Source organism: Pseudobdellovibrionaceae bacterium, assembly GCA_023898385.1.
Lineage (GTDB): Bacteria > Bdellovibrionota > Bdellovibrionia > Bdellovibrionales > UBA1609.
Genome location: CP060220.1, coordinates 1264436 through 1286862, shown reverse-complemented (window position 1 = coordinate 1286862; position 22427 = coordinate 1264436). Strand labels below are relative to the sequence as shown.

The following is a 22427-nucleotide window of genomic DNA, read 5'->3' as shown; positions in this document are numbered from 1 at the left end:
GTACAGGGTGAGTCCTATGCCAAAATTGGAGGCAAGCATGAAAAAAATACTTATAGCCCTCACAGCGATTCTTGCCGTGGGTTGCGGCGGAAAAGGTGGATCGGGAAACAGTAAGGCTGGGATTTTCAAGGCAATTATTGGTGCTTGGGAAATTGACTCCATGTTTTTCAATGGTCAATCCATGAAGCCAAATCGCCCCGACCCCAACAATCCTTATGCTGATAGAAATGTTTCAGAGTGGACTCAGCTCCAAATCGACGAAAAAACACTTACTCTTATCAGCACTGATTTTGTTCATTTCTCAGAGCCACAGCTACCATACAAAGTTGAAGGCAATAAGGTTATCACGATAGACGAAGAAAATTTCTCAATGACCGACTTTGTTGTTCATAGCTACTCAAGCAATTCTCTGACCCTTGAATTTCTTTCTGAGGGGAATAGCCCCCAAGGGGTTAAGCATGTGTTTAAGCGTATCAACGAGAGCAAGTTGGCAACCAAAACAGCCCAATCACTGACCTTCAAGCAGAGTATTAAGGCCAGTGTTGAACGTGAAGGGCTTGCTAATCTTGAAATCGACAAAACAGTTGCTGGTCGAACAAACTATGAGCAGGAAGGGTTGCATGATTCGATCAATTGTTCGCTAAACAACGAAGATAAACTTCAGTTTTACTATATGATCCTTGAGGTTGATGGAGATTCTGTGGGGAGTGATTCGAGCCGTGACTATGTGTCTATCACGTTTAGCGGCGTCAACCTTGACCTGAATGGACCCCAAAAATCGGTAAATTCTAATTCCAAGGCAAGAGTTGGAGTCAAATCTGAGGGTGGCACATTTGCGGAGGATGTGACTAACTGTATCCATACGATTGATCGTAAGGGTGCTGCTCTACAGATTTCGACAAATTGTACAAGTGATGATGGAAAGAAAAAGGTTGCAATAGAGGCATCCTGCTTGCTTCGTCATAGTGAATGGTGAGTCTTAAATGAGTGTAAACCGAAATCAAATTTTCTTGGGGATTTTGACTTGCTCTCTTTTGATGGCGTGTGGACCTACTTTTGACAAGCCTATTGCCCCTGATTTTAGCCCAAAAGAAAAGACAACTGTCACAACTGCTGAAGAAACCCCTAAACTAACTGGTGAGTGGGAAGGCTATTGTCATGATTATTTCACAGGGAAACCCTCTGACAAAATCACTCGTCTGGTGTTTGGGCAAAGGTGTGGCAAATCATATATGTCCCTGGAGCAAGAGTCCAAAAGCCTGACTTTTGAATTTAGTAAAGAGTTTTTTGAGTACTACGTTTCTGAAGAGGTCCAAAGCTGCCCAGCAAATGCCGAACACTGTGATTGCTACGAGCATGACGACGGTAAGAAAGAGTGTACACAGTTTTCTGTAGGTAGAGGTGAATGTACGTTGAAGGTTACTGCAACTGTTCAAGATACAATTTTGGTAGAACGCAACACATTGCTTGGCGATTCTTCGAATAGATACCTGAGGCTGGCGAATTTGAAATCGGAACTTGTTTATCTGAGCAGTGAGGTTGAAAACACTGAGCTCCCAAAAGATAAAAAATTGCCCTATGACTTTTACAGTAACCTTGAAAAGGCTAAGGCAAATTGCGAGTCCTTCGCTGGGGTGTGGAAAAACAAAAAAGAACCCGTACACCTGGTTTATAGGTTGGGCGAGGACGCAAAGAGTCTGATTTTTCCAGGGAAAGAGTCAAGCCCTCTATCATTTAGCCTGCTTGACAGTCCTATGATGGCTTTTAAGAAATAGGCATCGCCTATTTCTAATTTATCATTTCCCCCAAAAACCTCTTCCCTGGAGTTTTTTCCGCTTATAAAAAAGAGGACTCACATTCAGTAAGTGGATCGGGGTCATTTTCAAGGGCATAGATTTTTGCTTCCTTTTCCTTGATTTGATCCTTGAGGTCTTGAGTGGCTTCTTCAAGCTCTTCAACGCCAAGCTCAGCCCCAGTTACTTTTCTGCCCTTGAACTCGAACGTACCTGGAGGGTCAATACCTACCTGTGCCTCAATCTCTAATTTGGGTTGCCCATAGACTTCGTGGAATCTGGTTTTCAAAGTAAAGATCAGCAATGCCGCATTTTTCTTGGACCGACCACTGATACCAGAAAGGAGTTGTTTTTCAAAAAAATATAAGGCTGCCACTTTGGCATTTTCGCAGGCTTCAGAAAACTCTGGAAAGTTTGTTGCCCAGTTCCTTACTGTACGGCTCGAAACTCCTATTGAGGTAGCGAAGGTCTCGAAGCTGTGACCCTTAGCACAGTGCTTTACAACTTTTTCGCAGTAAATAGGCTGATATTTTGTCGGTCTCGCCATACCTCAACGTACCAATTTTTTACGCAGAGATCGACATTTTATCTTCAGGCCGTTTTACCGATAAAAGACCATGAGAAAACCAGACATTCCATATTTGGACCATATTGAGACTGATCTTTCTAAGGCTCTCTTTGGAGTCATAAAGAAGGCAGCACCAACTGTAAGTGATGTGGCTGACCTCCTAAAAGCTGTTTCAGAAAGGCTAATGCACACCTCAATGGGGCAACCATTGAATCTGGATGTTGCTGTTACAAAGTCCAAGCTATCAGAAGCTGCTGAGGAGTTACTTGCAATGCACCCAAGACTAAGTATGGAAGATTCAGTCGTCGATTTGAAAGAATTAGAGGGTAAACTTTCAACATTTGATCTAAGACAAATTTGGCCTATAGACTCAAGCCGTTTTGCTCTAATCCAGTACTATCTGATTGCACACATGGCTGTCGATTTTGATCTGAATCAAGCAGTCTCCGCCATTGGAGCGAAGCTAAAGGAAATGGGTGTTAAGGTTGGTAAAGACAAAGGTATGAGACTCGTCGAGTTCAGACCAGCCCTTGATAGAATTAGACAGTTTACAAAGGTGGTTGATTTAGAGCAGGACATCCTTGTTTTTACTCTTCAGGGAGATCGGACGGAGTTAGACGCTCACTTCAATAAATCTTCGCACCTCGGGAAGCAAGTTAACGACGTTGCTGATTATTTATCATCAATCTTGTTAAGCCTCTATGAAGAAGGTGGGTTAGCTTTGGAGTATGGCAAAAAAGGAAACATCAAAAAACTGAAAATGATTCCATCCCTATTTCTGTTGAAGGCACTCTATGAAAAAAAATGCTTTGATAGTGCAGGTCAAGCCAAAGAGTTTTGTGAAAAATTATTGGGTCGCCTTGGTGTAAATCTGGACTGGAATCGTAAAATCCAAAATTATAAGAAACACAGTGACCCTTTGCATGGCTTCGGCCTGGATGGATTCGTACAACTTAAAAGGCTTGAGCAAATACTTCTTCTGCTAAGCTAATTTGTTCCCAAAAGGCGAGAAAGAGCGATTTCGAGAACATTACAATCGCTACCTGTTGGCTGTATCTCTTCTTCAGAAAATTTACTTTTGAAGGAGGTACAATGAGAGAACAAAGAAGCACAAAACTGCCAGAGCTACGCAGGCAGCTCATATTTCAGTTCGGAAGCCTGTGGCAGGCATCACAGCACTACAATCTGAGTTATGACCGCCTGGTGAATATAGTTGCAGGCCGCACACAAATTTCTGAAGAGGAGATTCAGCAATTTGCAACGACGCTGGGGCTTGGTGAGGGCTGGCCTAATTCGGAAAACACCACCGAGGAAGGGGGAAGCTGTGCCTAACAATGCTCCCCAAGTCCCAACGAAAAACTCCCCTACCCATTTTAGGGAGGGGAGTACGCTTAATTCCAGACAAATTCTACGCCGACCATTGAGGTGCAGTGACAACTGGCCATGTAAACGCATGACCTGTCCGTCCTGTCGTTTTCGCAGGCGTAACCACTTCATCAACAGTGGGGTTCGCTTTGCTGAAAAGTACGAAATCAATGTCCACTGCATTGTGAGTTGGCCGCTTCAGGATGGTGAAAATCCTTGGGGAAAGTTACTGAGGTACTCCCCTGTGCTTAGTAAGGCGATGTCTGGGAAGATCGGCAAGTACATCAGAACCATAGGCATTGGTGAAAGATGTGCCACCCCTCACGTCCACTATCTGATTCAAGAGGAAGCCTTTGGGCTGTTCAGAAAGAAGGCTCGGCAGCTTGGCCCTCAAGAAACCTTGGTGTTCCCAGAACGGTTCGAGGTGGCTCAGGATTTGGAAGGGCTGCTCGGCTACTTTTTTGACCGCAACTTTCTCTTGGCATTTCTCGATCCAGAACGTCCCAAGAGGACTCGGATCATCAGTGGCTCAAGAGGACTGTCCTATGGATTCCCAGGAGTAAAAAATAAAAAAAGTGAAAAGAGAGGTTCCAATGAAAAAAAACAATGATTTACAAAGAGTTCGTAGTAAAAGAAGAGAGCTGAAATCAGCAGTGCTCTTTGACAACTTAATCAGTAACCAAAAGTATCTTACTGCCACTGAAGCCGCAGTATATATGAGGTCAACGGTTGCCAGTGTTCGGGCCAAAGCTCGCCGTGGCGATCTACCTCAATACAGAAGTGGACGTAAGTTACTTTTCAAACGTGTCGATCTTGACCGACTGATTGAAGCCTCACGAAATGGAGGTTTTCGATGATTAGAGAATATGAAAAACAAGGTCAAAAATTATATCAAGTGCGTGAGTCAGTTCGCAGCCAATACGATCCTACGATTCGTATTGAACGGTCAAGATCAGGAATAAAAACTAAGCAAGATGCCAAACGCATTAGCAAGCAGCTTTTGAGAACGGCTCAGCAAGAAGTATCGAGATTAGAACATCGAGGTGTTCTGTGGAAGGATCTTGTTGGCCGTTGGGAATTGTCAGCGAGAGAGGACAGGCTGCACTCAAGGTCTATTTCAGAGGGTACGATTGAGGAATACAGGTCCGTGCTCACTCGCTTTGTTGGTCACTGGGCAGAAAAGCCAGTGAAGGAAATTGACAAGGCAGATGCCTGGTCAGCTCTTGATGAAGTGGAGCGTGAAATTTCAGTGAGTCGCCGCAAGCGATTGCGAACAGCTATTGATTCTGTGTTCAAGTGGGCCATTCTTTCAGGAACTGTAAAAGGAATCAGTTACATTCCTACCGATGGATACAAGTCCACTCGAAAAGAAGAGGAAAAACTCCCTGAGATTTTGAACCTCACCGAGATTAGAACCCTCTTGGAGTATGCCTTCAAAATCAATCATGGCTGGTATCCCGTTTGGGCTGTTGCCTTGTTCACTGGGATGAGAAGTGGCGAACTCTACGCTCTTCAATGGAACCAAGTGGATTTTGACAACAACGTCATTTATGTCCATCGAAATTGGACAAACAAGGATGGCTTTGGCCCAACCAAGGGGAGATACTGGCGAACTGTTCCCATTGATGGCAGCCAAGTTTTAGGTTTGCTCAAGGAGCTGAAAACCAAACGGAGGCATGGGGAGTTTGTTCTCCCCAGGTATCAGTCTTGGAAAGACGGCAGGCAAGCGCAGATTCTTCGCAAATTTTGTGAAGGAGCTGGTATCCCTTCAGTGAAATTTCACACCCTGAGAGCCTGCTTTGCCACCCAGCTCATTCGGGATGGAGTAGCTCCAGCCGTAGTTATGAAAATCTGTGGTTGGAAGGATCTCAAGACCATGCAGCGATATATCAGGTTGGCTGGGATCGAGGTTCAGGGAGCCACCAAGGGCCTCAAGCTCCTCAGTGGAAAGGAAACTATGGGACGGGTCGTTGAACTCTTCAATAGGAGTCAAAAATGACCTGCCTGGCGGATTCGTGGTGGATGAGGCTGGCAAGTAGTGGTAATAATTGGACTTGCTACCTCACCTCCAAATAAAAAAGGGCCCCATTGGGGCCATTTTTATTTGGAGGGTTCGACAGGAGTCGAACCCTGTTGGTCTCCGAGCCCGGCGCTCGCAAGGCTCGCTTCGTTCTCTCGACCACGAGCCACGTCAAAAAGCCTTTGGCTTTTTGCCGCGTTCTCGAGAGGGTCAAATCCGGCCGCCGCCTCCAAATAAAGGCTATTCTCACTTAACTGTTGGTACCCCCCCCTTTTTTTTTTGATCTATACGGTTCTAAGAAGCTTTCTTAGTCTTTAAAATTTGATGAAGGTCAACGCCTGTAATCACAGAAAACTTCATTAAGGTTTCAAGGGTACATTTCGTTGCTGTGATAGAAAACATTCTTTGCACTTGAGAGGGGCTTGTGCCCATTGCTTTTGCAAGCCCTCGGACAGAGTAGCCTTGCTCTTCTGCAATGCTTTTAAGCTTATTGCCAAGATCAAGCTGCCCCTTATAACTGTCAAAGTGCTCTTGAAATTCTTCGTCTTTAAGTTCGTCATCTAACCATTCATCGAATGAAGAACCCAAAGGCGATTTTTTATTTTTTGTTGCCATAGTCATCCTCCACTATTTTTTTTCGTTTACGAGCAAGATCCATGTCTTTTTTGGGTGTCTTCGGAGTCTTCTTTAAAATTGCGTGAAGCAACACCACATATTTCTTACCAACAAAACAATAAAAGACCCGGATTTTTCCGCCTTCTGTTATAGCTCGAATTTCCCAAAGGCCACCACCAAGATTTTTTCCGTGAGGGGCCTCCAAATAATGCTCTACTTGAAGCTTGCGAATCAATGCTCCTACTTGAGCACGGTCTTTCTTCGCTAACTTCTTTAAGAAAGTGCGAGTGGGCTCGGCTCCTGATGATGTCTGAAAAAATCGGGCCTCTAATTTCACGAGATCAGTGTACCCTTATATTGGTACGATTGTCAAGGCGTTATTTTGAGGCTGTCCTTAAGGGCTTGAACAATTAAAGACAACTCTTCTGATTGTGGGCAGATTAGGCTCTTTGCTTGCCTTGAGGCGAAAGTAGAGCTGAGGGATATTCGTTGCCCCACGATGCCGTTTACGGCTTTTCAGGGAGGTTAGGACAAACTCAAGCGGCCCCATTGGGGCCATTTTTATTTGGAGGGTTCGACAGGAGCCGAACCCTGTTGGTTTCCGAGCCCTGCGCTCGCAAGGCTCGCTTCGTTCTCTCGACCACGGGCCACGTCAAAAAGCCTTTGGCTTTTTGACGCGTTCTCGAGAGGTTCAAATCCGGCCGTCACCTTTTGGCTTTGCACTTTGTTTGTCTGTTGTGAATAGGGTTCACACGAACGGATGACAAATAGGGGCGCTGATTTCGTGGGGAGGTTCGTGTTGTCTGATTTAAATCCATAAACCCAAGTAATTCCTTTTCATTGTCCCTGGTCTCATTGGACCCTATTTTGCTGCTATGTTAGGAAAAAACCCAGTTTTAGTTTTCAGGGTTTAATGGCCGCCCCGTGGGGCATCTGAGGAGATCTATTTTGAATATACGATCAAATAACAGAGACCGTTGTTCTCGATATTTTGGAGTTGCGGCTTCAGCCTTAGTGTTGGGCTCAACTCTGGCCTTAACTTCGGCCCAATCGGCTCGAGCGGCCTATCCTCCCAAAGTAGAAAAAGGGGCTGATGGAAACGCTTACATTCATCAAAACGGTCAGACCGCCCAGTTTGTAACTATAAAGGGTCTGTATCAGGCGCTTGCGGCACATCCCGAAGCTATGGGTGCCTACTGGGTAAAGCCACAGCCTTGGCTTTTTTATTTGCTCCCGAAAGATGCCAGTCAAGTTCCCGATTTCATTAAAAAGGCTATGTTAAGTGGTGGAATTGATAATCTCTATTGGGGAATGAACACTCCAGATCGTCAGCGAAGCTTTGAAGATTTCGTCAAGCAACGAGCGGGAGAGCCACTCATTCTTCAGGTGACTGGCGATAAAAAAGACTTCTATGTGGTGGGAAACTATTCTTCGGCCTACCTCCAATTTGATAGCTTAGATGAAGCACTCAGTGAAATGAATCACGAGGATGTGTACAAAGATCATTCAGACATACTCGAGTTAGTAAAGTCACGGCCATCCAAACTAGTGGCGGCAAAAAAAGTTGTTAAAGTACTCCTTGTTCGACTTTCAGAGTTGGGTTTTGACGTAGCCAAGCGAATAGCCGTGGATAAGCCCGATAGCGGAATGATCCAAATTGCCGAGCCCAATGAAGATGCATACATTAAGTTTGAAATCACCTCGACGACAGCTAAAGCCTATTTGGTCAATACTGAAAAAGTGGCAATAACAGCGTCTCCTATGCCGTGGCACGATCAAAAAAGGATACGAATCGTTAAGCGCCCCATTGCCTATGTTCCCCTGAAGGAAGTTGAGGCCATGAGGAGCTATCAAAAAAACAACGAAAAACTGCCAATTCCCGATTTCTTAGTCAGAGAAGGTCGCCGCGCTGGGGCTCACTCTTTTGGTGTGTACCCAGAAGAAAACAGTGTTTCCGTGTTACCAGTGGTGATCGAAGAAGTGGTCAGGCTTGAAACCAAGCTTGCAGAAAAATTGGCAAATACTGTTGACTCCAAGTTGGTCATCCAGCATCAGGCGGTATCGCACATGTTGGGAATTCTTAAAGGTTCATGTGGTGAAATCATAGGTCAGGGAAAGTAGATTCACAAACCTGCTCTTATTAGACAACCAACTCAAAAAAAGCGCAAGCAATGAAGCCTGCGCTTTTTTATTACGTAAAAACTAATTAAAATCTTAATTACGGTCCAACCAGATCACAGTTTGAAAGCTGCCCAGTCACGGCATCATCGCAGCAGAGGTAGTCACCCGGCTGAGGACCGTCGCCGTCTTGATCATCAAAGTCAATAAATCCGACCTGTCCAACCACTCCAGCTGGCAGAGACGAAACAGACTCATGGGTCGACTCCACCTCCCATGCCATAGACGATGCTGAGCATCCGTTCATGCTGTCACAGGCCGCAATTCCTGATGACACAATAACAGGGCCATTTTGTGCCGACATAAACTGTGCGCAGCTCATATCAATTAAACCAAAATAGGCCTGGCTTCCGTCATGCCCACCCGAGCAAGGGGGAGAAGCACATGAAATGGACAGTGTGGGTATGGCTGCGCCACCGCCACTGGCGGCATCTTCAGCTTCTTTCGGTAAGCAACCTGTAAAAACTAGGGCTGCGATCATTATCGCGGGCAAAGACAATTTTTCGATCACGTACATTATAGACCTCCTAAAGGTGGAATAGGTGAAAGTTATGCTCAAAGACCTATCGGCAAAGGTAGCCAAGACTTGAGGCTCGATCGCTAATTCTAAAAAAATATTTTTGGTTTATGTAGAGCTGCTCAAAATGAGATGGCGATGCTCTATCTCATAGATTTGAGAAAAAAGGCAATTTTTTGCTTGCGAAGGGTTAGTGATTAAAACATCTCAGGATGAGATAAAATACAGTGTGTCTATTTGTTTAATTCTTTTGTGAATGCGTCCCAGGCTCGGCTGAGTTTGGCGAGTCCTTCATCCACTTGTTGTTGCGTTTCTTTAATTTGAGTATCCCACTGTTCACGTTGTTTCGTTGCGGCCTCATCAAGATCTTCTTTGGCCTGCTTGGCTTTTATTTCTGCAATTTTCGCATTCACCGACAAGAACTCGTTGTACTCATCATAGGCTTTATGCAGAGACTGTTGAGCCGACTGACCTAGTACATGGCTGCGTTCATAAAGTTCATCAAGCGAGGCCTGTTCAGAATCGCCCGCATAGGTGAAAGTGGGGAAGGCTAGCAAAAATAATAAAAGGAGTCGTGGCATCATTTTTTCCTCCTGGGCATATATTGACGTAGCCCTATACCTATCAATGTGGGTTGTCCATGGACGACCAATTTTAATGAACATATTTCTAAGTGAATGTGCCTAGTCTTGCGTTCGATGGATCTATGTTCCAACTGTGACATCACTGCCAACACCAGTTGGCACCCTCAGAGAATTCCCTCAATCTTTGCACAAGTGTGAAACTTCTGATCACAGTCTGGGGTTGGCAACCCTCAGGATGCATCTGAGGTGGCCTTGAATTTGAAATAACAACAATGTGGGTAAGCAATGGGGGAAACTATGCCTATCAGACCAAGTGCAAAAAAATCGATTATATGGAGTATTGCTAGCGCAGCCTTAGCGCTGGGTATGGTATTTAACTCGTGTTCGGATGTTGAGTTTTCGTCCTTGGGTGCGCCCGTGCGAAGATCGGGAGATCCGCTGCCTCCTGTAAATAACGATAGAATCATCATAGATAAGACTCTTAGCTATGAGATTAATTTAAGTTCAAATGTGGTCGACATATTTATTGTTTTCGATAACTCAGGGTCTATGTCCGATGAAAATAAGGAGCTTGGCGATCGCTTTGATAATTTCACTAATATTTTAGATTCAGCCGGAATTGACTGGCAAATGTGTTACACCACTTCCAATGTGAATGGGCAAAAGGGCCGAGCCATGGCCTGGGAACAGCTGGGTAGCAAAGTATTTAGGTCGACCGACGCCAATCGGTCTGAAATTTTTCGAGCTACAGCACAGAATATTCAAAACACTCAGTCCAGTGGTGATGAGCAACCCATTCGAGCCATCGGCCTTGCTGTAAAGGAATCCACCAATGCAGATTGCTTTCGAGACGACGCGGCTTTGACTACGATTATAGTCACCGATGAAGACGAGCGAAGCGGTGGTGAGTGTGATAAATCTCTTTACACTCAAGATCGGCAGTTGGGTCAATGTAAGACCCTTTTGGACGAGAACTATCCAGGCCATCTGTTGCAGGTTGTGAGTCAGCAGTTCCCAGAAAAACTGTACACCAACCATTCTATAGTGATTCGACCTGGGGATAAGGCCTGCTATGATATTCAAGACAGCCAGGATCCGGCATTCTACGGGTTCTTTCACGCCGAGTTAGCACAGTCCACTGGTGGGGTCACAGGCGATATCTGTGCAGCCAGCTACGCCAACCAGCTGACGGTCATGGGACAAGTCACTGAGCGCTCGCTTGATGCCGTCCCGCTCGATTGCCCGCCCGTGGTTGAGCCCGTCGTGCTGATAGACCCCAATCCGGGAAGTAGTATCACCTACCGCCTTGAGGGACAAAAATTGTTCTTCGAACCGGCCCTTCCGGCAGGAACAAAGGTTCACGTCCAATATAAGTGCTATCAGTACTAGAAATTCCAAAAAATTTCTTGTACAGAATTTGCAGAAATATTCACATATTTATGAAATACATCGCATTATTGTGGGTTTTCCTCTCTTTTTCTGTCATTGGGCGTGCCGATCTGATCAGTGCTTCGGAAGTGGCGCGGTTTAGGGCGGAGGCTGAGAGCTTTTACGTTGGCCGCTTCGTCGATTGCTCGCAGGTAGTAAAGGCAAATAATGAACAGCTTGCCCTGTTAGAAGACTCAAACCATCCGATCGCCCTGCCGGATCAGGTGAGCGTATTTTATGCAGGAAGCGAATCAACATCGTCTTTTCAAGAAAAACCACTAAACCATAATTTTATTTTTATTGATCCTGAGACCATAGAAATCATTGAAGTGCGATCCTTAAAGGGCCAGCTCGAGGCCCGGCACGTAGGGACCATCCATCAGTCCAAAATATGGCCGCCCCATTTGCCACTCATCAATTTAAGGGCTGCGATTTTGAAAGGAAAACCAAAGCTCATCACCACACCCTCTAACAACCCACGAGTGTTGGCTCAGATCAATGCCGTTGCTGAAATGAACCGACTTTTAGCCGAGGAGCTCGAGCTATTTACAGGCTATTTGCCCACGCAAAGAAAATACACTCTCTCAAGCCATCTTCCTGTGGCTCGAGTGATCAGTCGGCAGAAAAATGGAAATAGAGAGATTTATCAGTTGTTAGTGGCTAAAGACTTTTATTTTGGCCCATCAGGCAATGGTCATATGAGCCAAGTCTATGTGGTGGTGGCCGTTCATATGGAGCGGCAGCAAGGGCGTTTCATTCCGCACGCCGTTGTGGCTACTCACTTTGCCTCGTCAAGAAGTCTAATTAGACAACTTAGAGAGTCAGTTGATCGATAGTATATAGCCTTGATGCCTTCGTGGGGATTTGGGGCTTAAGCTTGTCAGCCGGTTTTCCACAGAGAGTTCGTTTAGACAGACAGCGATAAAATCTTTATTTTAATGAATCGAAATAAGTCTGAAGGTGACCATTCACAAAAAAGATGGGGGCCTGCCTTTTGAACAAGCCCCCACAAAACCAGTATATTAGCAGTGGCTGTAAGCCGGATTCTGTCTCAATCTCAAGCCCTGGAGAATCTTGAGATTGGGGCAATCATTCCTCTACGACCTCAGTTGCCTGATGTCTTTAGCGATCTACCCGAAAGCTTGTGCTGGCCGCACTCAAGCACTTTCCTATTTGATCTTGCTCCACACAGAGTTTAGCTGTTTTCACTCCAGCAGCTCCCCTAAAGCCTCCCGTTCCCGGCTAAAGGATCATAGCTCTGGACATTCTTTCTGTTCCACTGGTCCTCACCTTACGGTGGAGGGGCGTTACCCCCTGTGTTGCCATGCGGAGTCCGGACTTTCCTCCTGATCCCGAGAGATCAGGCGATTGCCTGCCATTGCTAACGGGCAATCTTTAACATAGATCAGGAATTAATAATAGCTGCAAATTGTTGGCGGTATTTTCGCGTTTTAACGGGATCTGAACACTGCCTAAGGAGTGCCAGCATGGCATTGCGGGCCTGTGGGGCCGTTTGCCCACCTTCTTGCTTCATATGGTCCAAGATGCTGTCCATGGCCGCGTCAATTTGACCGCGTTCGTAGGCCGCTGCCGCTTCTTTGAAATGGGCACTGGCTTGAGTGCCTTTCTCTAAACTCTGAGTGGAACTCAAAAAGTCAGCTAGCACTTCCACATCTTTGGCATCCTGGTAGAGATCATCATGGGCCGGAATAAGGCGGGAAGTGTTAATAGCTTCATGCAGTTGATTTTGGCGAAGTTGTTCCTGAGCCAAAGATAACAAAAATTTACTATTTTCTTTGTGTACAGCATAACCCTTTAGCAAGGCAGCCAACACATCCTTATTGGATTTAGCTGCGGTTATAAATTCATCAACGGGTGAAGACACATACGCATCGAGGAGAGCTCTAATGGCCGCCTCCCCTTGAACACCCGAGAAGCTATCAACCACTTTGCCATCTTTAAAAAGACGCACATCGGGAATGCCTCGTATTTGAAATTTTTGAGCCAGGCTGGGATTGTCCTCGGTGTTGACCTTGGCCAGAATAAACCCACCTTGGTAGTCTTCGGCGAGTTTTTCAAGAGTGGGTTTGAGCATCCTGCAGGGCGCACACCATTCGGCCCAAAAATCCACTAAAACAGGTGTTTCAAAAGATTTTTCAATAACCAGTTGGTCAAAGTTTTGGCTGGTAACATCGTGACTAAAGCTCAAACGAAACCTCCATTGTATGTGAAGGGTTGAGCCTAAACGATAATGGCTGTTATTTCAATGAAGGAGCGTAATCAGCGCACAGCTCTAGGGTGGCACACAGAAATTTCTGTTGCTTTTGGTTTAGTTTTTCAATGGATTGGTTTAATTCACCCAGAAGCTGATCGGCTTGTTGTTGTAAAAACTGCAGGCCAATGGTGACGCTTCGAATCCGGCTATAGGACTCTCCCGGAGAATTAGTTCTCACCCCGAGCATGAGTTCTTCGCTGAGCCCTTCGAGGCTCCATAGGGTTTGCTCCAAATACTCGACTAGTTCTTCAGTCTCGATATTGTGGGCCCCTTTTTTTTCTGCAATGGTTAACAGCCGAACAAAATGAGATTGGGTTGTAGATAGGCGTTCCTGATGTTCCTCAGAAAGGCGAATCTCAGGTAAGTTCATCAATGGCATTTTTTTTAAGACATTGGAGGCGTGTTTAGAGACACGATTCAATTTTTCAGAAAGTGCCAATGTTTTTTCGCTGAGGTAGGAGAGGTGTTTGATATTCCAGTGGTTTGATCGAAAGTCCGGAACATCCTCCATCAGCCAGGTCGACACGATGTTTTGAATTTGCTGTTCCGTAGAGTTTACAAATGGCCGCGCCCGCTCAAGGAGTTGGGCGCTTCGATGAATGCGATTTTTTAATTTTTTGATATTTGGATTTTTATCTGAAATTCGGGATAGCATCGCCATCCAGTTTTTTGGGCGGGCGGCCACAGAGGCGACGGCGAGTTCATAGGTGAGATATCGTTGATTCTGCAAAATTCGATTGTATTCATTAATTTGCGGAAAGAGTTCTTCGTAGGCATTCAAGAATCGAGCTCGCTCAGGAGACTCATCTCCGCTCAACAGAGCCGAACAGATGATCTCCTTCGGACTCGGGATCGGAGTGCCATGAGTTTTAAGTGGTAAGAGTAATGCCAAAAATACAAAGAGGTCTCTTACCCGGGGCACCCAGATTTTTTTGGTCTGCAACACACGTTCCATTTGACGACCTTTTTAAGCAATCAACAAGTAGTACTTGGTTTTATACATCACCACCTTTGAGAGGCAATCTTTTTGCCAGTGCAAAAAAACCTGTGGGCGAAAGGAAAGCCTCTTGATCGCCCCGTGCTGGTTCAGGGTGTTACATGGTGTATCTGGGTGTTGCAGAAGGGGAGAGTGTGTTTGGCTTCGGTGCGGTTCTGAAAGTGAACATTCTTCATATTCAGATACAAGTTAAACGATAGAGCCGATGTCCCAGCCGTGTTCCTTGTCACCCGCAGTTGGACTGGGGTTTGCACTTGGGTTCATCCATAGAAATGCGTTTTTCTAGTCGGGGGCTAAATTGAGTCGATTTCTTAAATCTCTATCGATAAGTTCAATTCGGGTGAATCTTCAAATTAATTTGTTTTTAGCTTTAGCTTTGGGGTTGTCGGGTTATCTTTGTACCTATTTGTATATGCCCAATGTGGGTTCGTCGGCCATTTATCCGGGTTTTGGGATGGCATTAGCTGCGTCGTTGTTATTTGGGCGTCGAGTGATTTTGGGACTTTTCCTGGGTAGCTTTGTCAGTGCTGCGTACTTTTTTTATTGGGCCAACTCAGATGCTGTTTGGTGGTTAATTGGTTCGGTATCACTTTTATGGGCTGTGGGCTTTACGGGCATTATCTCTTGGCTGGGTCATCAATTTGGGGCCACGGCAGCCAGGGAATTGATCACCAGCTTGCGTGAGTACTCTAGGCTGTTGCTGTTTACATTGGGCGTGAGTGTTGTTTGGGCCATCTATACGGGGACATTGAAGGTGGCTGCGTTGAATCCCCAGTTTTTGCCAGATTCTTTTTTGATATCCGTTGTATCGAGAACATTTGGGACCAGCTTGGGTATATTGGTGTTTACTCCTCTGGTTCTAGTTTGGAGCCAAGCCAAACGCTCGGAGTGGCGGCGCTGGGGCCTTGTTGAAGCCATGATCCTTCTGTTGGTATTTTTCTTGGTATCGGCATGGGTTGTGAGTGACTGGTTATTGGCCGACTTGAGCTGGCCTTACCTGTTGGTGCCCTTGGTTCTCTGGTCAATCTTTCGCTTTGGTGAGCGAGGAGGTACTACAGGACTAGCTCTTGTGGTGCTTGTGGCTGTGGTTGATCAACTCACTGGCGTGCATGCGGTCTTAGACAACTCTCTCAATCCAGTGGAAAGCTCATTGGGTTTACAGGTGTTTTTGTTGATGGTGTGTATGATGTCACTGGCAGTGGTCATTGCCATGACGGCCCGGCGTCGCCTCGAGCAAAGGATGAGTCTACTTGAAGAACGCTATCGAACCATCTTAGAAGCACAGCAACAGCTTATTTGTCGATATAGCCCCGAAGCACATATTACTTACGTGAATGATGCGTTTTGCCGATTTTTCTCGAAATCCCGGGAAGAATTGATTGGCTCAAACGTCATTGAACTTATTCCTAAAAAAGATCGGCCGGGCCTCAGGCGATTAATTGAGCAGTTAAAAATCAATCCGGGGCAGAGAACGGCTGAGCACCAGGTGACTTATCCTGACGGCCATCTGGGCTGGCAACAGTGGACTGACACGGCGATCACCAATGAGATGGGTGAGGTGATTGAATTCCAGTCGGTGGGTCATGACATCACAGATCTAAAGCGAGTAGAAAAAGACCTTCGAGAGAGCGTGGAGCTTTCGCGGCAATTAATAGACGCCAATATTATTGGCTCTTGTGTATGGTCCGCTGACGGAAAGGTGTTGGATGCCAATGATAGCTTTCTTGAGATGTTCGGATTCACACGAGATGATCTATTGGCAGGAGGAGTATCTTGGCCCAATCTCATTTGGATTGAGTCAATAGAAGATCTTAAGCTGCAGATGAATGATGGGCAACTTAATCCCTGTGAACAGATTTGCCGTCGGGCTGACGGTAGTTTTTTTGATGTGGTGGCTGGAGCGCGGTTTATTGATGCTGCACAAACAAAGGGCGTTGCCTTTGTGCTTGATCGAACGGACATCAAAAAGCAAGAACGGGCGCTGCGCTCTTCTGATGAGAGATTTCGATACCTGATTACCAATAGTCCAGCCGTGATTTACACTTTGAGCGTAGGTAAAACCATTAAGCCCGCGTTTATTAGCCCCAATATTAAAGACATTATGGGATATGATGCCAATGACTTTTTGAATGACCCCGATTTTTGGGAGTCTCGAGTGCACCCTGATGATTTGTTGCGAGTGAAAGGGGGGCTGAAGACTTTATTTGATAAGGGAGAGCACACAGACGAGTATCGATACAAATACAAAGACGGATCATACAGATGGATGCGTGACAGTTTACGAGTGGTGCACGATGAAAATGGTCAACCGGTAGAGATGGTTGGGTACTGGCTTGATATTGATGTTAGAAAACGGGCCGAAGAAGATCTGAAGACGGCATATGCCAGTCTTGAAGTGGCTGTGGACGAACGAACGCAAGAGTTGACGGCAACTATGGAAGCCTTGAGCCAAGAAAAAGAAAGCAAAAGCAGCGTTATTGAAATGAAAAACCGAATGGCGGCCATCCTTCAGGCCACCACAGACGTGGTGTTTCTCATGGATGAGAGGGGCCGATGTATGTTTATCAACAAAGCTGGACGAGATCTGCTCGATCTTGAGGACTCACATGAGCTGTCGGATCTTTCCGTTGCCGACATTTATCCCAAATGGGCCTGTAACATTTTAGATGAAGAGGCATTGCCAAAGGCTCAGCGAGAAGGTGTCTGGCACGGTGAGATGGCGCTGCTCAGTCGGCGAGGGCGAGAAGTAGCAGTATCCCAATTGATTTTGGCCCATAAAAATGCAGCGGGCCAGGTGGAATATTATTCTGGCATTGCCCGCGATATTACAGAATCTAAAAGATATGAAGAAGAATTGATTCGACTAAAAGAATCCGCTGATACAGCAAATAAGGCAAAGACCACGTTTCTTGCGACCATGAGCCATGAGATTCGAACTCCATTGGGTGTGTTGCTTGGCTATTCTGACTTGCTGTTAGATCCAGAGTTAATGGATGAAAAACGCAACAAGTACATAGATATTATTCGCAGAAACGGCCAGAATTTATTGGCTTTGATCAATGACATTTTAGATCTGTCAAAAGTGGAATCAGGATATCTGTTTATAGATATGCGAAAGCTTGATTTTCCGGATTTCTTAAAGGGACTGATCGCAGAACTTAGCTTAAAAGCCCGGGATAAGGATTTAAATATAAAGCTCGATATTGAAGGTGAGATTCCGACGTTCATTCACACCGATTCAGTTCGACTCAAGCAGATTTTGGCCAACGTCATCAGCAATTCCATCAAATTTACAGATGAAGGTGAGATTAGAATATTGGTGCGTTTAGATGATGCTGGTGGCGCCAGAAAATATCCCTTTGTCTATTTTGAAGTATCAGATACGGGTGTTGGAATGACCCTGAGCCAACAAAAAAAGCTTTTCGAACCCTTCACTCAGGCTGACAGTTCGATATCGCGTAAATATGGTGGAACCGGGTTAGGATTAGCTCTCAGCCGAAGGCTAGCCAGACACCTGGGTGGCGATCTCTACCTCAAAGAGAGTCGACCAGGACGGGGTACGACCTTCTCATTGGTGTTAGATCCCGGAGCTCGCACAACCACACTTCGCGTGGAATCTCTCGCGAGTCCCATAGAACATGTGGCTGCGGTACCATCATCAAGTCCAAAAGCCCCTTCTCCAGGGCGCTTATTGACAGATGTTCGCGTGTTGCTTGCAGAAGATTTCGAAGATAACCAAGCCTTGATGCGAGCGATTCTGGAGCGTGAAGGGGCAGAGGTGGATGTGGCCAGCAACGGTGGCGAAGCTGTATCAAAAGCACTGGATTTAGAAGCAGATTTTGATGTGATCCTAATGGATATTCAAATGCCAGTGATCAATGGTTATGATGCCACAAAAATGCTGCGGTCCGCCCACTGCCACCTGCCCATCATCGCGCTGACCGCTCATGCTATGGAAGGAGAAAAAGGGCGGTGTCTGCAACTGGGATTTACTGACTACTTGAGTAAACCTGTCAAACCCATGAATCTCGCAAAAACCATAGCAAAACATGTGCGCAAAGAGCGCCGAACGTCATCCTATCCCTTGACTGTTGTCTCGAAAGACAATGGACTAAATGCATCTTCAGGAGGAGGCGTTTTAATGCCATCAAATCCAGCAGAGCCCTTGCTGTCAGAATATTCTGAAGATGAAGTGATTTCGACCATCTTGCCGAAATTTGTTTCCAATCTTCCGAAACGGCTGAATGCTTTGGATAAAGCTTTATTGAACCATGACTGGTTGGAGCTCAAGTCAGTGGCGCATCAGCTTAAAGGTGCCGGTAGTGGTTATGGGTATCCTCTAGTCAGTCAATTGGCCTCTGAAATTGAAGTATTCTGCAGTGAGGGGATTCAAAGTGACCGCATAGATGAGGAGGGTATCGCAAGCCGAATTAAATCTCTATGGAGCTTGTCGCGCCGGATTCATACGGGACTTTCTAGTCGGAACGCAGAAGGTCCCGATCCATTAGATGCCCTGCCGGGTGTTTAGGGTCATCTAAACAATTTTTCGAATTTGCGCGATCTTTTCTTGGAGCACTCGGTTTTCTTGCTTAAGCGTGTGGTTTTCTTTACTTAGCTGAGTCAGCTTTTGTTTGATTTTCGTCAAATCAATAGTGTTGCCTGGTCCACTCTGGCCAGAGGCCACATCAGGCAAATCTATACTGGCTAAGTGAGCCGTGTCTTCATCGCCTTTTTTTGCTTCGTTGTCTTTTTTGATTAGTTCTTCTTCAATGTCTTCATGAATGGCAAGGCCTGGGTCTACTCGGTCGAGCTTGATTTCGCCCTCAGTGATCATGTGTCGTGTGAGCTCGAGGAGCTTAACCAACGTGGCATTGATCTCCCCAGCGCTTGGGGTTTTGGAATCGAAAAAATCATCAATATGCCTGCGCTGGGTATGGGTGAACGTGGACAAAATTTTCTCGCGGTGTTCTTCTTGTATGCCATGTAAAAAAGTAGCCAAAGTTAGTTCGGGCAGTCGTACGGCAATTTCACCCAGCGTGTTTTCATCCCAAGTCATTATTCGGTCGATGGAGAGAAGCTTTTCTCGAATGGCTTCGGCCCAGTAGGGGCTTTCTTCTTCGATGATCTGTAAGAACTTTTCTCTCTTTTCTGGCCCGCGGGTCTCAATCAGGTTTAGTAATTGGACAAAGCCCCCCGCTTTTTTGTATCGACTCAGCATAGACATGGTTTAGTGCCCCTTCATATGATTCGTTCCACTCACAGTTCCTATCGGTGAAAATTTGCCCGGCCTTGAATGTTTTTTTTTTGCGCTACAATCGACCTTGACTTTTTGCATCATTAGTGATGAAAAGGTGTTACATAAGATTTTTGTTATTGGTGTAGGTTAATGATTTTAGATAGTTTTCCTAAAGAAATTGGTGATGCGGCTGGGTTGGGAAGTCTGGTATTTTTGCTGGCTTTTTTGACCCTGGTATTGGTGATTGCCTATAAATCCTATCAGCGGGATCGACGATATCGACGTAAGTTTTACCGCGTGTTTAAAAAATCCAATTTATCCCGGTAAGTAGAACCCGATCCCTTTCAGTTGTTCCTGTGGGCTCAAAGTAAGTGGATGCGGTCAACACGCCCTCAAGGTTTGAAGAAAAGGCCTTTTTCCCAACAAGAGCGAAAATTCCGTCTTTTTGCTTCACCTTTAGCTCTGCTGAATAGTTGTTGGGAAGGGGTTTTTTGACAGTGTAAAGGATTTCAGAAATCTCACTGACGGTAAACTCCCAGGTAACATAAGATGTAACCCAAGGGTTTACCACGTCGAGAACAATAAAATGACCGGCTACTGAGTACTGAGCTTTGATGCCTACATCTTCAGTGAGTTGCATTTCCACTTTTGTGGCTTCTCGTTTGATTCTATAAATGGGGCGCAAGTGAGATTGGCTTTGTAGAAATATATCGGCCTCATACTCCACCACTCGTCGCGCCAAGTAAGTGCCAAACTCTTGGGTGCGTTCATTTTCGTAAATAAAGCGACCGTGATAAAGGCGACTTTCATGTCCAAATTCAAAATCACTGTAATCAGGAAATTCCAAGTTCAGGTGAGTGGTGGAGCTGTGTCCAAAAAATTCTTCGTGTCGCTCTTGTATCTCGGTCATGAGCTTGTCTGTGAACAAACGACGCTGTCTTGATGGAATTGGTGTTGGCGGTGCGGGTATGGTTTTCTCAAAAGCAGGAAACACGGGGGCGGGCGTCCATTGAGGCAGCAAATCTTCAGTGGCAATGGACCGTAAGGGCCTCCCCCCTTCAGCTTCACTATCGGGGCTCCGCGTGGCATCAGTGCCAGCAGATCGCAAGGGCCGCACCTCGCTCGCTTCAGCCATAATACTGAACGGGATGGCCACACTGGCTACAAAAATAAATAAGTGCCTTAAGTAAAAACTCAAAGTTTAACCTTTCAACGGTTTTTTGCCGTAACGGGGTCTCTTGAAATTTAAAGCAGTCCCCTTCGCGCTCTTGATCGGAAAAAGGGGCCAATAGGTTGAGCTTTTCGGTACCAGGTCCTAAATCGGGTCACAGGGCGTCAAGGTGGCGACATCCAAGGAGCGCGGCGATGCCAGCGGCACGAGTGGCCGCATGTCGTCTTCGGATTGCGTCACTTTCGTGCCGCAACCCCATATAAGGAATGTTCGAACCCTTCTGCGCCGTGCAATTGGCACGGACGCACCAGCGCTCGAACTTGAGTTCATTGATTTGCTGTTCGACAACCTCTGTTGTCTCTACATCAAATCAATGCGCCATGCACATCGTGATGCTGGCATCGCCGCTCTCCTTGGATGTCGCCATCTTGACGCCCTGTGACCCGATTTAGGGCCTGGCACAGAATCGTATGTCGCAATGGGTCATTTTTTGTATAGAATGTGGCCAATTGACACTTGGACCAGAATTTTAACGCAAAAAGCGGGCTTTGGCGGGCCTAACCCTTGCACAAATATAGGTTTGAAAACGAGGAGGGATTTATGGTGGCGTACTTTCGTACGTGGTCTCTACCTTGGTTATTTGTCGTTCTGTCCTTTCCCTTTATACATCAAGGCTGTGGTGGTTTTGGTTTTTTTATTAGACCAGATAGTACCAGTGCTTTGTTGTCAGAGGCGGGGGCAGCGCAAGCCAAGGCAGAGGAGAGTGAAACGTCGGCAAGACTAGATAGTGAGACTATACCGAAACAGGGGCGATTGGACCTGACGGTGGCGGACCGAGTTTTTGATTACAGCAGCGGCGAGGTGCTGAGGCATCTGGCGGGCTTTGATAGTCTTCTTGACCGAAGTTCTGTGGATATTCTTGGAGTCGAAGAGGGTTTAACGGCGCTGACACCCCATCAATGGAAAACACCAAAGTCGTTTGTGCTTTTGGTGGCCAACGAAGAACACTCACCTGGGGCCATGCTGGAAATCAATGGGCGCATTCATTTTGCCAGAGATTATGCAAGTAAGCTCAAGGCTCTTAATCGCTCAAGTCTGCAAGGCGTACCCATTTTTACGATGAGTGACTCGCCAAAACCAGGTGAAATCCCGCTAAAAAAACTAAGTGTTTTGTTTTTGCCCGATGCTTTAAATAAAGGTGAGGTGATTAATGTGGACCCCGCTTGTGTGAAGCGAAATCATCCGGGCCCCAAGGGCGAATACCGAGATGGTGCACTCACGTTGCAGGCGGTGAGTACGGATCGACTGGCGATTGATCCCCTCACGCGAACAGCGGCCCCAGCAGCTGAGCTACTTTGGGAGGTAACAGTGTTTGGCGTGGGACACGAAAGCCGCTGCCTCTAAATAAGAGCGGCATTTCCCGCGATCAAGACAAAGAAAGCTTACTTGATTTCGCGGTGAAGAGTGTGTTTTCGAAGAAAGGGATTGTATTTCTTCTTTTCTAAACGCTCAGGATGAGTTTGAGTGTTCTTCTTTGTGGTGTAGCGGCTTGGCGGCTTGCCTTCTTTTCGAGCCTCTGTGCATTCTAGGGTGATAATTCTGATTTTGCCTTTTTTCTTAGCCATTCCAAATCCTCCAAAACCAGCCTTGCGGCGAGGTTGTGTTTATCAGCAAATTACT

General features: G+C 46.1%; 23 protein-coding genes and 1 other RNA gene. 13 read left to right on the top strand and 11 right to left on the bottom strand.

Annotation, left to right across the window (positions count from 1 at the left end; translation table 11 throughout):
- Positions 1-37: 37 nt before the first annotated feature.
- Positions 38-976 (top strand): hypothetical protein, encoded by a 939-nt coding sequence (locus H6626_05680; GenBank protein ID USN48584.1) that lies wholly within the window; start codon positions 38-40, stop codon positions 974-976.
- Positions 977-983: 7 nt separating this feature from the next.
- Positions 984-1775, top strand: coding sequence for a hypothetical protein (locus tag H6626_05675; protein USN48583.1), 792 nt, complete (start codon positions 984-986; stop codon positions 1773-1775).
- 61 nt (positions 1776-1836) lie between these two features.
- Here H6626_05675 and H6626_05670 read toward each other — a convergent pair whose 3' ends face one another.
- Positions 1837-2169, bottom strand: coding sequence for a hypothetical protein (locus tag H6626_05670; GenBank protein USN48582.1), 333 nt, complete (start codon positions 2167-2169; stop codon positions 1837-1839).
- 241 nt (positions 2170-2410) lie between these two features.
- Between H6626_05670 and H6626_05665 the strand changes: the two genes are divergently transcribed.
- From H6626_05665 to H6626_05645, 5 genes are all read left to right on the top strand, one after another.
- The gene (locus tag H6626_05665; protein USN48581.1) at positions 2411-3352 is read left to right on the top strand and encodes a hypothetical protein; all 942 of its coding nucleotides are present in this window, start codon (positions 2411-2413) and stop codon (positions 3350-3352) included.
- Between the two features lie 101 nt (positions 3353-3453).
- Positions 3454-3693, top strand: coding sequence for a hypothetical protein (locus tag H6626_05660; protein ID USN48580.1), 240 nt, complete (start codon positions 3454-3456; stop codon positions 3691-3693).
- Positions 3694-3970: 277 nt separating this feature from the next.
- The gene (locus H6626_05655; GenBank protein USN48579.1) at positions 3971-4336 is read left to right on the top strand and encodes a hypothetical protein; all 366 of its coding nucleotides are present in this window, start codon (positions 3971-3973) and stop codon (positions 4334-4336) included.
- The gene (locus H6626_05650; GenBank protein ID USN48578.1) at positions 4320-4583 is read left to right on the top strand and encodes a helix-turn-helix domain-containing protein; all 264 of its coding nucleotides are present in this window, start codon (positions 4320-4322) and stop codon (positions 4581-4583) included. Before H6626_05655 ends, H6626_05650 begins: the two co-directional genes overlap by 17 nt.
- Positions 4580-5725, top strand: a complete 1146-nt coding sequence (locus tag H6626_05645; GenBank protein ID USN48577.1) for a site-specific integrase — start codon at positions 4580-4582, stop codon at positions 5723-5725. Before H6626_05650 ends, H6626_05645 begins: the two co-directional genes overlap by 4 nt.
- Positions 5726-6040: 315 nt before the next feature.
- Here H6626_05645 and H6626_05640 read toward each other — a convergent pair whose 3' ends face one another.
- On the bottom strand, positions 6041-6361 hold the full coding sequence (locus tag H6626_05640; GenBank protein ID USN48576.1) for a helix-turn-helix transcriptional regulator: 321 nt from the start codon (positions 6359-6361) through the stop codon (positions 6041-6043).
- Positions 6345-6698, bottom strand: a complete 354-nt coding sequence (locus H6626_05635; GenBank protein USN48575.1) for a type II toxin-antitoxin system RelE/ParE family toxin — start codon at positions 6696-6698, stop codon at positions 6345-6347. Before H6626_05635 ends, H6626_05640 begins: the two co-directional genes overlap by 17 nt.
- Before the next feature lie 611 nt (positions 6699-7309).
- Between H6626_05635 and H6626_05630 the strand changes: the two genes are divergently transcribed.
- Positions 7310-8482, top strand: coding sequence for a hypothetical protein (locus H6626_05630; GenBank protein ID USN48574.1), 1173 nt, complete (start codon positions 7310-7312; stop codon positions 8480-8482).
- A 97-nt stretch (positions 8483-8579) separates the two neighbouring features.
- On the opposite strand, the gene H6626_05625 is transcribed toward H6626_05630, so the two are convergent.
- The gene (locus tag H6626_05625) at positions 8580-9056 is read right to left on the bottom strand and encodes a hypothetical protein (GenBank protein ID USN48573.1); all 477 of its coding nucleotides are present in this window, start codon (positions 9054-9056) and stop codon (positions 8580-8582) included.
- Positions 9057-9289: 233 nt separating this feature from the next.
- Entirely contained in the window at positions 9290-9640 is a 351-nt protein-coding gene (locus H6626_05620; GenBank protein USN48572.1) for a hypothetical protein, read from the bottom strand.
- Between the two features lie 297 nt (positions 9641-9937).
- Between H6626_05620 and H6626_05615 the strand changes: the two genes are divergently transcribed.
- A complete protein-coding gene (locus tag H6626_05615) occupies positions 9938-11029 on the top strand; it encodes a hypothetical protein (GenBank protein ID USN48571.1) in 1092 nt (363 codons plus the stop codon).
- Between the two features lie 50 nt (positions 11030-11079).
- Entirely contained in the window at positions 11080-11904 is an 825-nt protein-coding gene (locus tag H6626_05610; protein USN48570.1) for a hypothetical protein, read from the top strand.
- A 183-nt stretch (positions 11905-12087) separates the two neighbouring features.
- On the opposite strand, the gene rnpB is transcribed toward H6626_05610, so the two are convergent.
- From rnpB to H6626_05595, 3 genes are all read right to left on the bottom strand, one after another.
- Positions 12088-12452: RNase P RNA component class A (gene rnpB, locus H6626_05605), an RNA gene on the bottom strand.
- 21 nt (positions 12453-12473) lie between these two features.
- A complete protein-coding gene (gene trxA / locus H6626_05600; protein ID USN48569.1) occupies positions 12474-13277 on the bottom strand; it encodes a thioredoxin in 804 nt (267 codons plus the stop codon).
- Between the two features lie 49 nt (positions 13278-13326).
- Positions 13327-14235 carry a hypothetical protein gene (locus H6626_05595; GenBank protein USN48568.1) on the bottom strand — a complete coding sequence of 303 codons (909 nt, stop codon included), beginning with the start codon at positions 14233-14235 and terminating at the stop codon, positions 13327-13329.
- Between the two features lie 403 nt (positions 14236-14638).
- Here H6626_05595 and H6626_05590 point away from each other — a divergent pair, with 403 nt between their 5' ends.
- The gene (locus H6626_05590; protein USN48567.1) at positions 14639-18868 is read left to right on the top strand and encodes a PAS domain S-box protein; all 4230 of its coding nucleotides are present in this window, start codon (positions 14639-14641) and stop codon (positions 18866-18868) included.
- A gap of 6 nt (positions 18869-18874) precedes the next feature.
- Here the strand turns inward: H6626_05590 and H6626_05585 are convergent, their stop codons facing one another.
- On the bottom strand, positions 18875-19564 hold the full coding sequence (locus H6626_05585; GenBank protein USN48566.1) for a hypothetical protein: 690 nt from the start codon (positions 19562-19564) through the stop codon (positions 18875-18877).
- Between the two features lie 162 nt (positions 19565-19726).
- Here H6626_05585 and H6626_05580 point away from each other — a divergent pair, with 162 nt between their 5' ends.
- Positions 19727-19903 carry a hypothetical protein gene (locus tag H6626_05580; GenBank protein ID USN48565.1) on the top strand — a complete coding sequence of 59 codons (177 nt, stop codon included), beginning with the start codon at positions 19727-19729 and terminating at the stop codon, positions 19901-19903.
- Here H6626_05580 and H6626_05575 read toward each other — a convergent pair.
- A complete protein-coding gene (locus H6626_05575; GenBank protein ID USN48564.1) occupies positions 19878-20774 on the bottom strand; it encodes a hypothetical protein in 897 nt (298 codons plus the stop codon). The genes H6626_05580 and H6626_05575 overlap by 26 nt on opposite strands.
- Before the next feature lie 573 nt (positions 20775-21347).
- Between H6626_05575 and H6626_05570 the strand changes: the two genes are divergently transcribed.
- Positions 21348-22151, top strand: a complete 804-nt coding sequence (locus H6626_05570) for a hypothetical protein (GenBank protein USN48563.1) — start codon at positions 21348-21350, stop codon at positions 22149-22151.
- A gap of 38 nt (positions 22152-22189) precedes the next feature.
- Here the strand turns inward: H6626_05570 and rpmG are convergent, their stop codons facing one another.
- Positions 22190-22372: a 50S ribosomal protein L33 gene (rpmG, locus tag H6626_05565; protein USN48562.1), complete on the bottom strand. Its 183-nt coding sequence runs from the start codon at positions 22370-22372 to the stop codon at positions 22190-22192.
- Positions 22373-22427 lie beyond the last annotated feature (55 nt).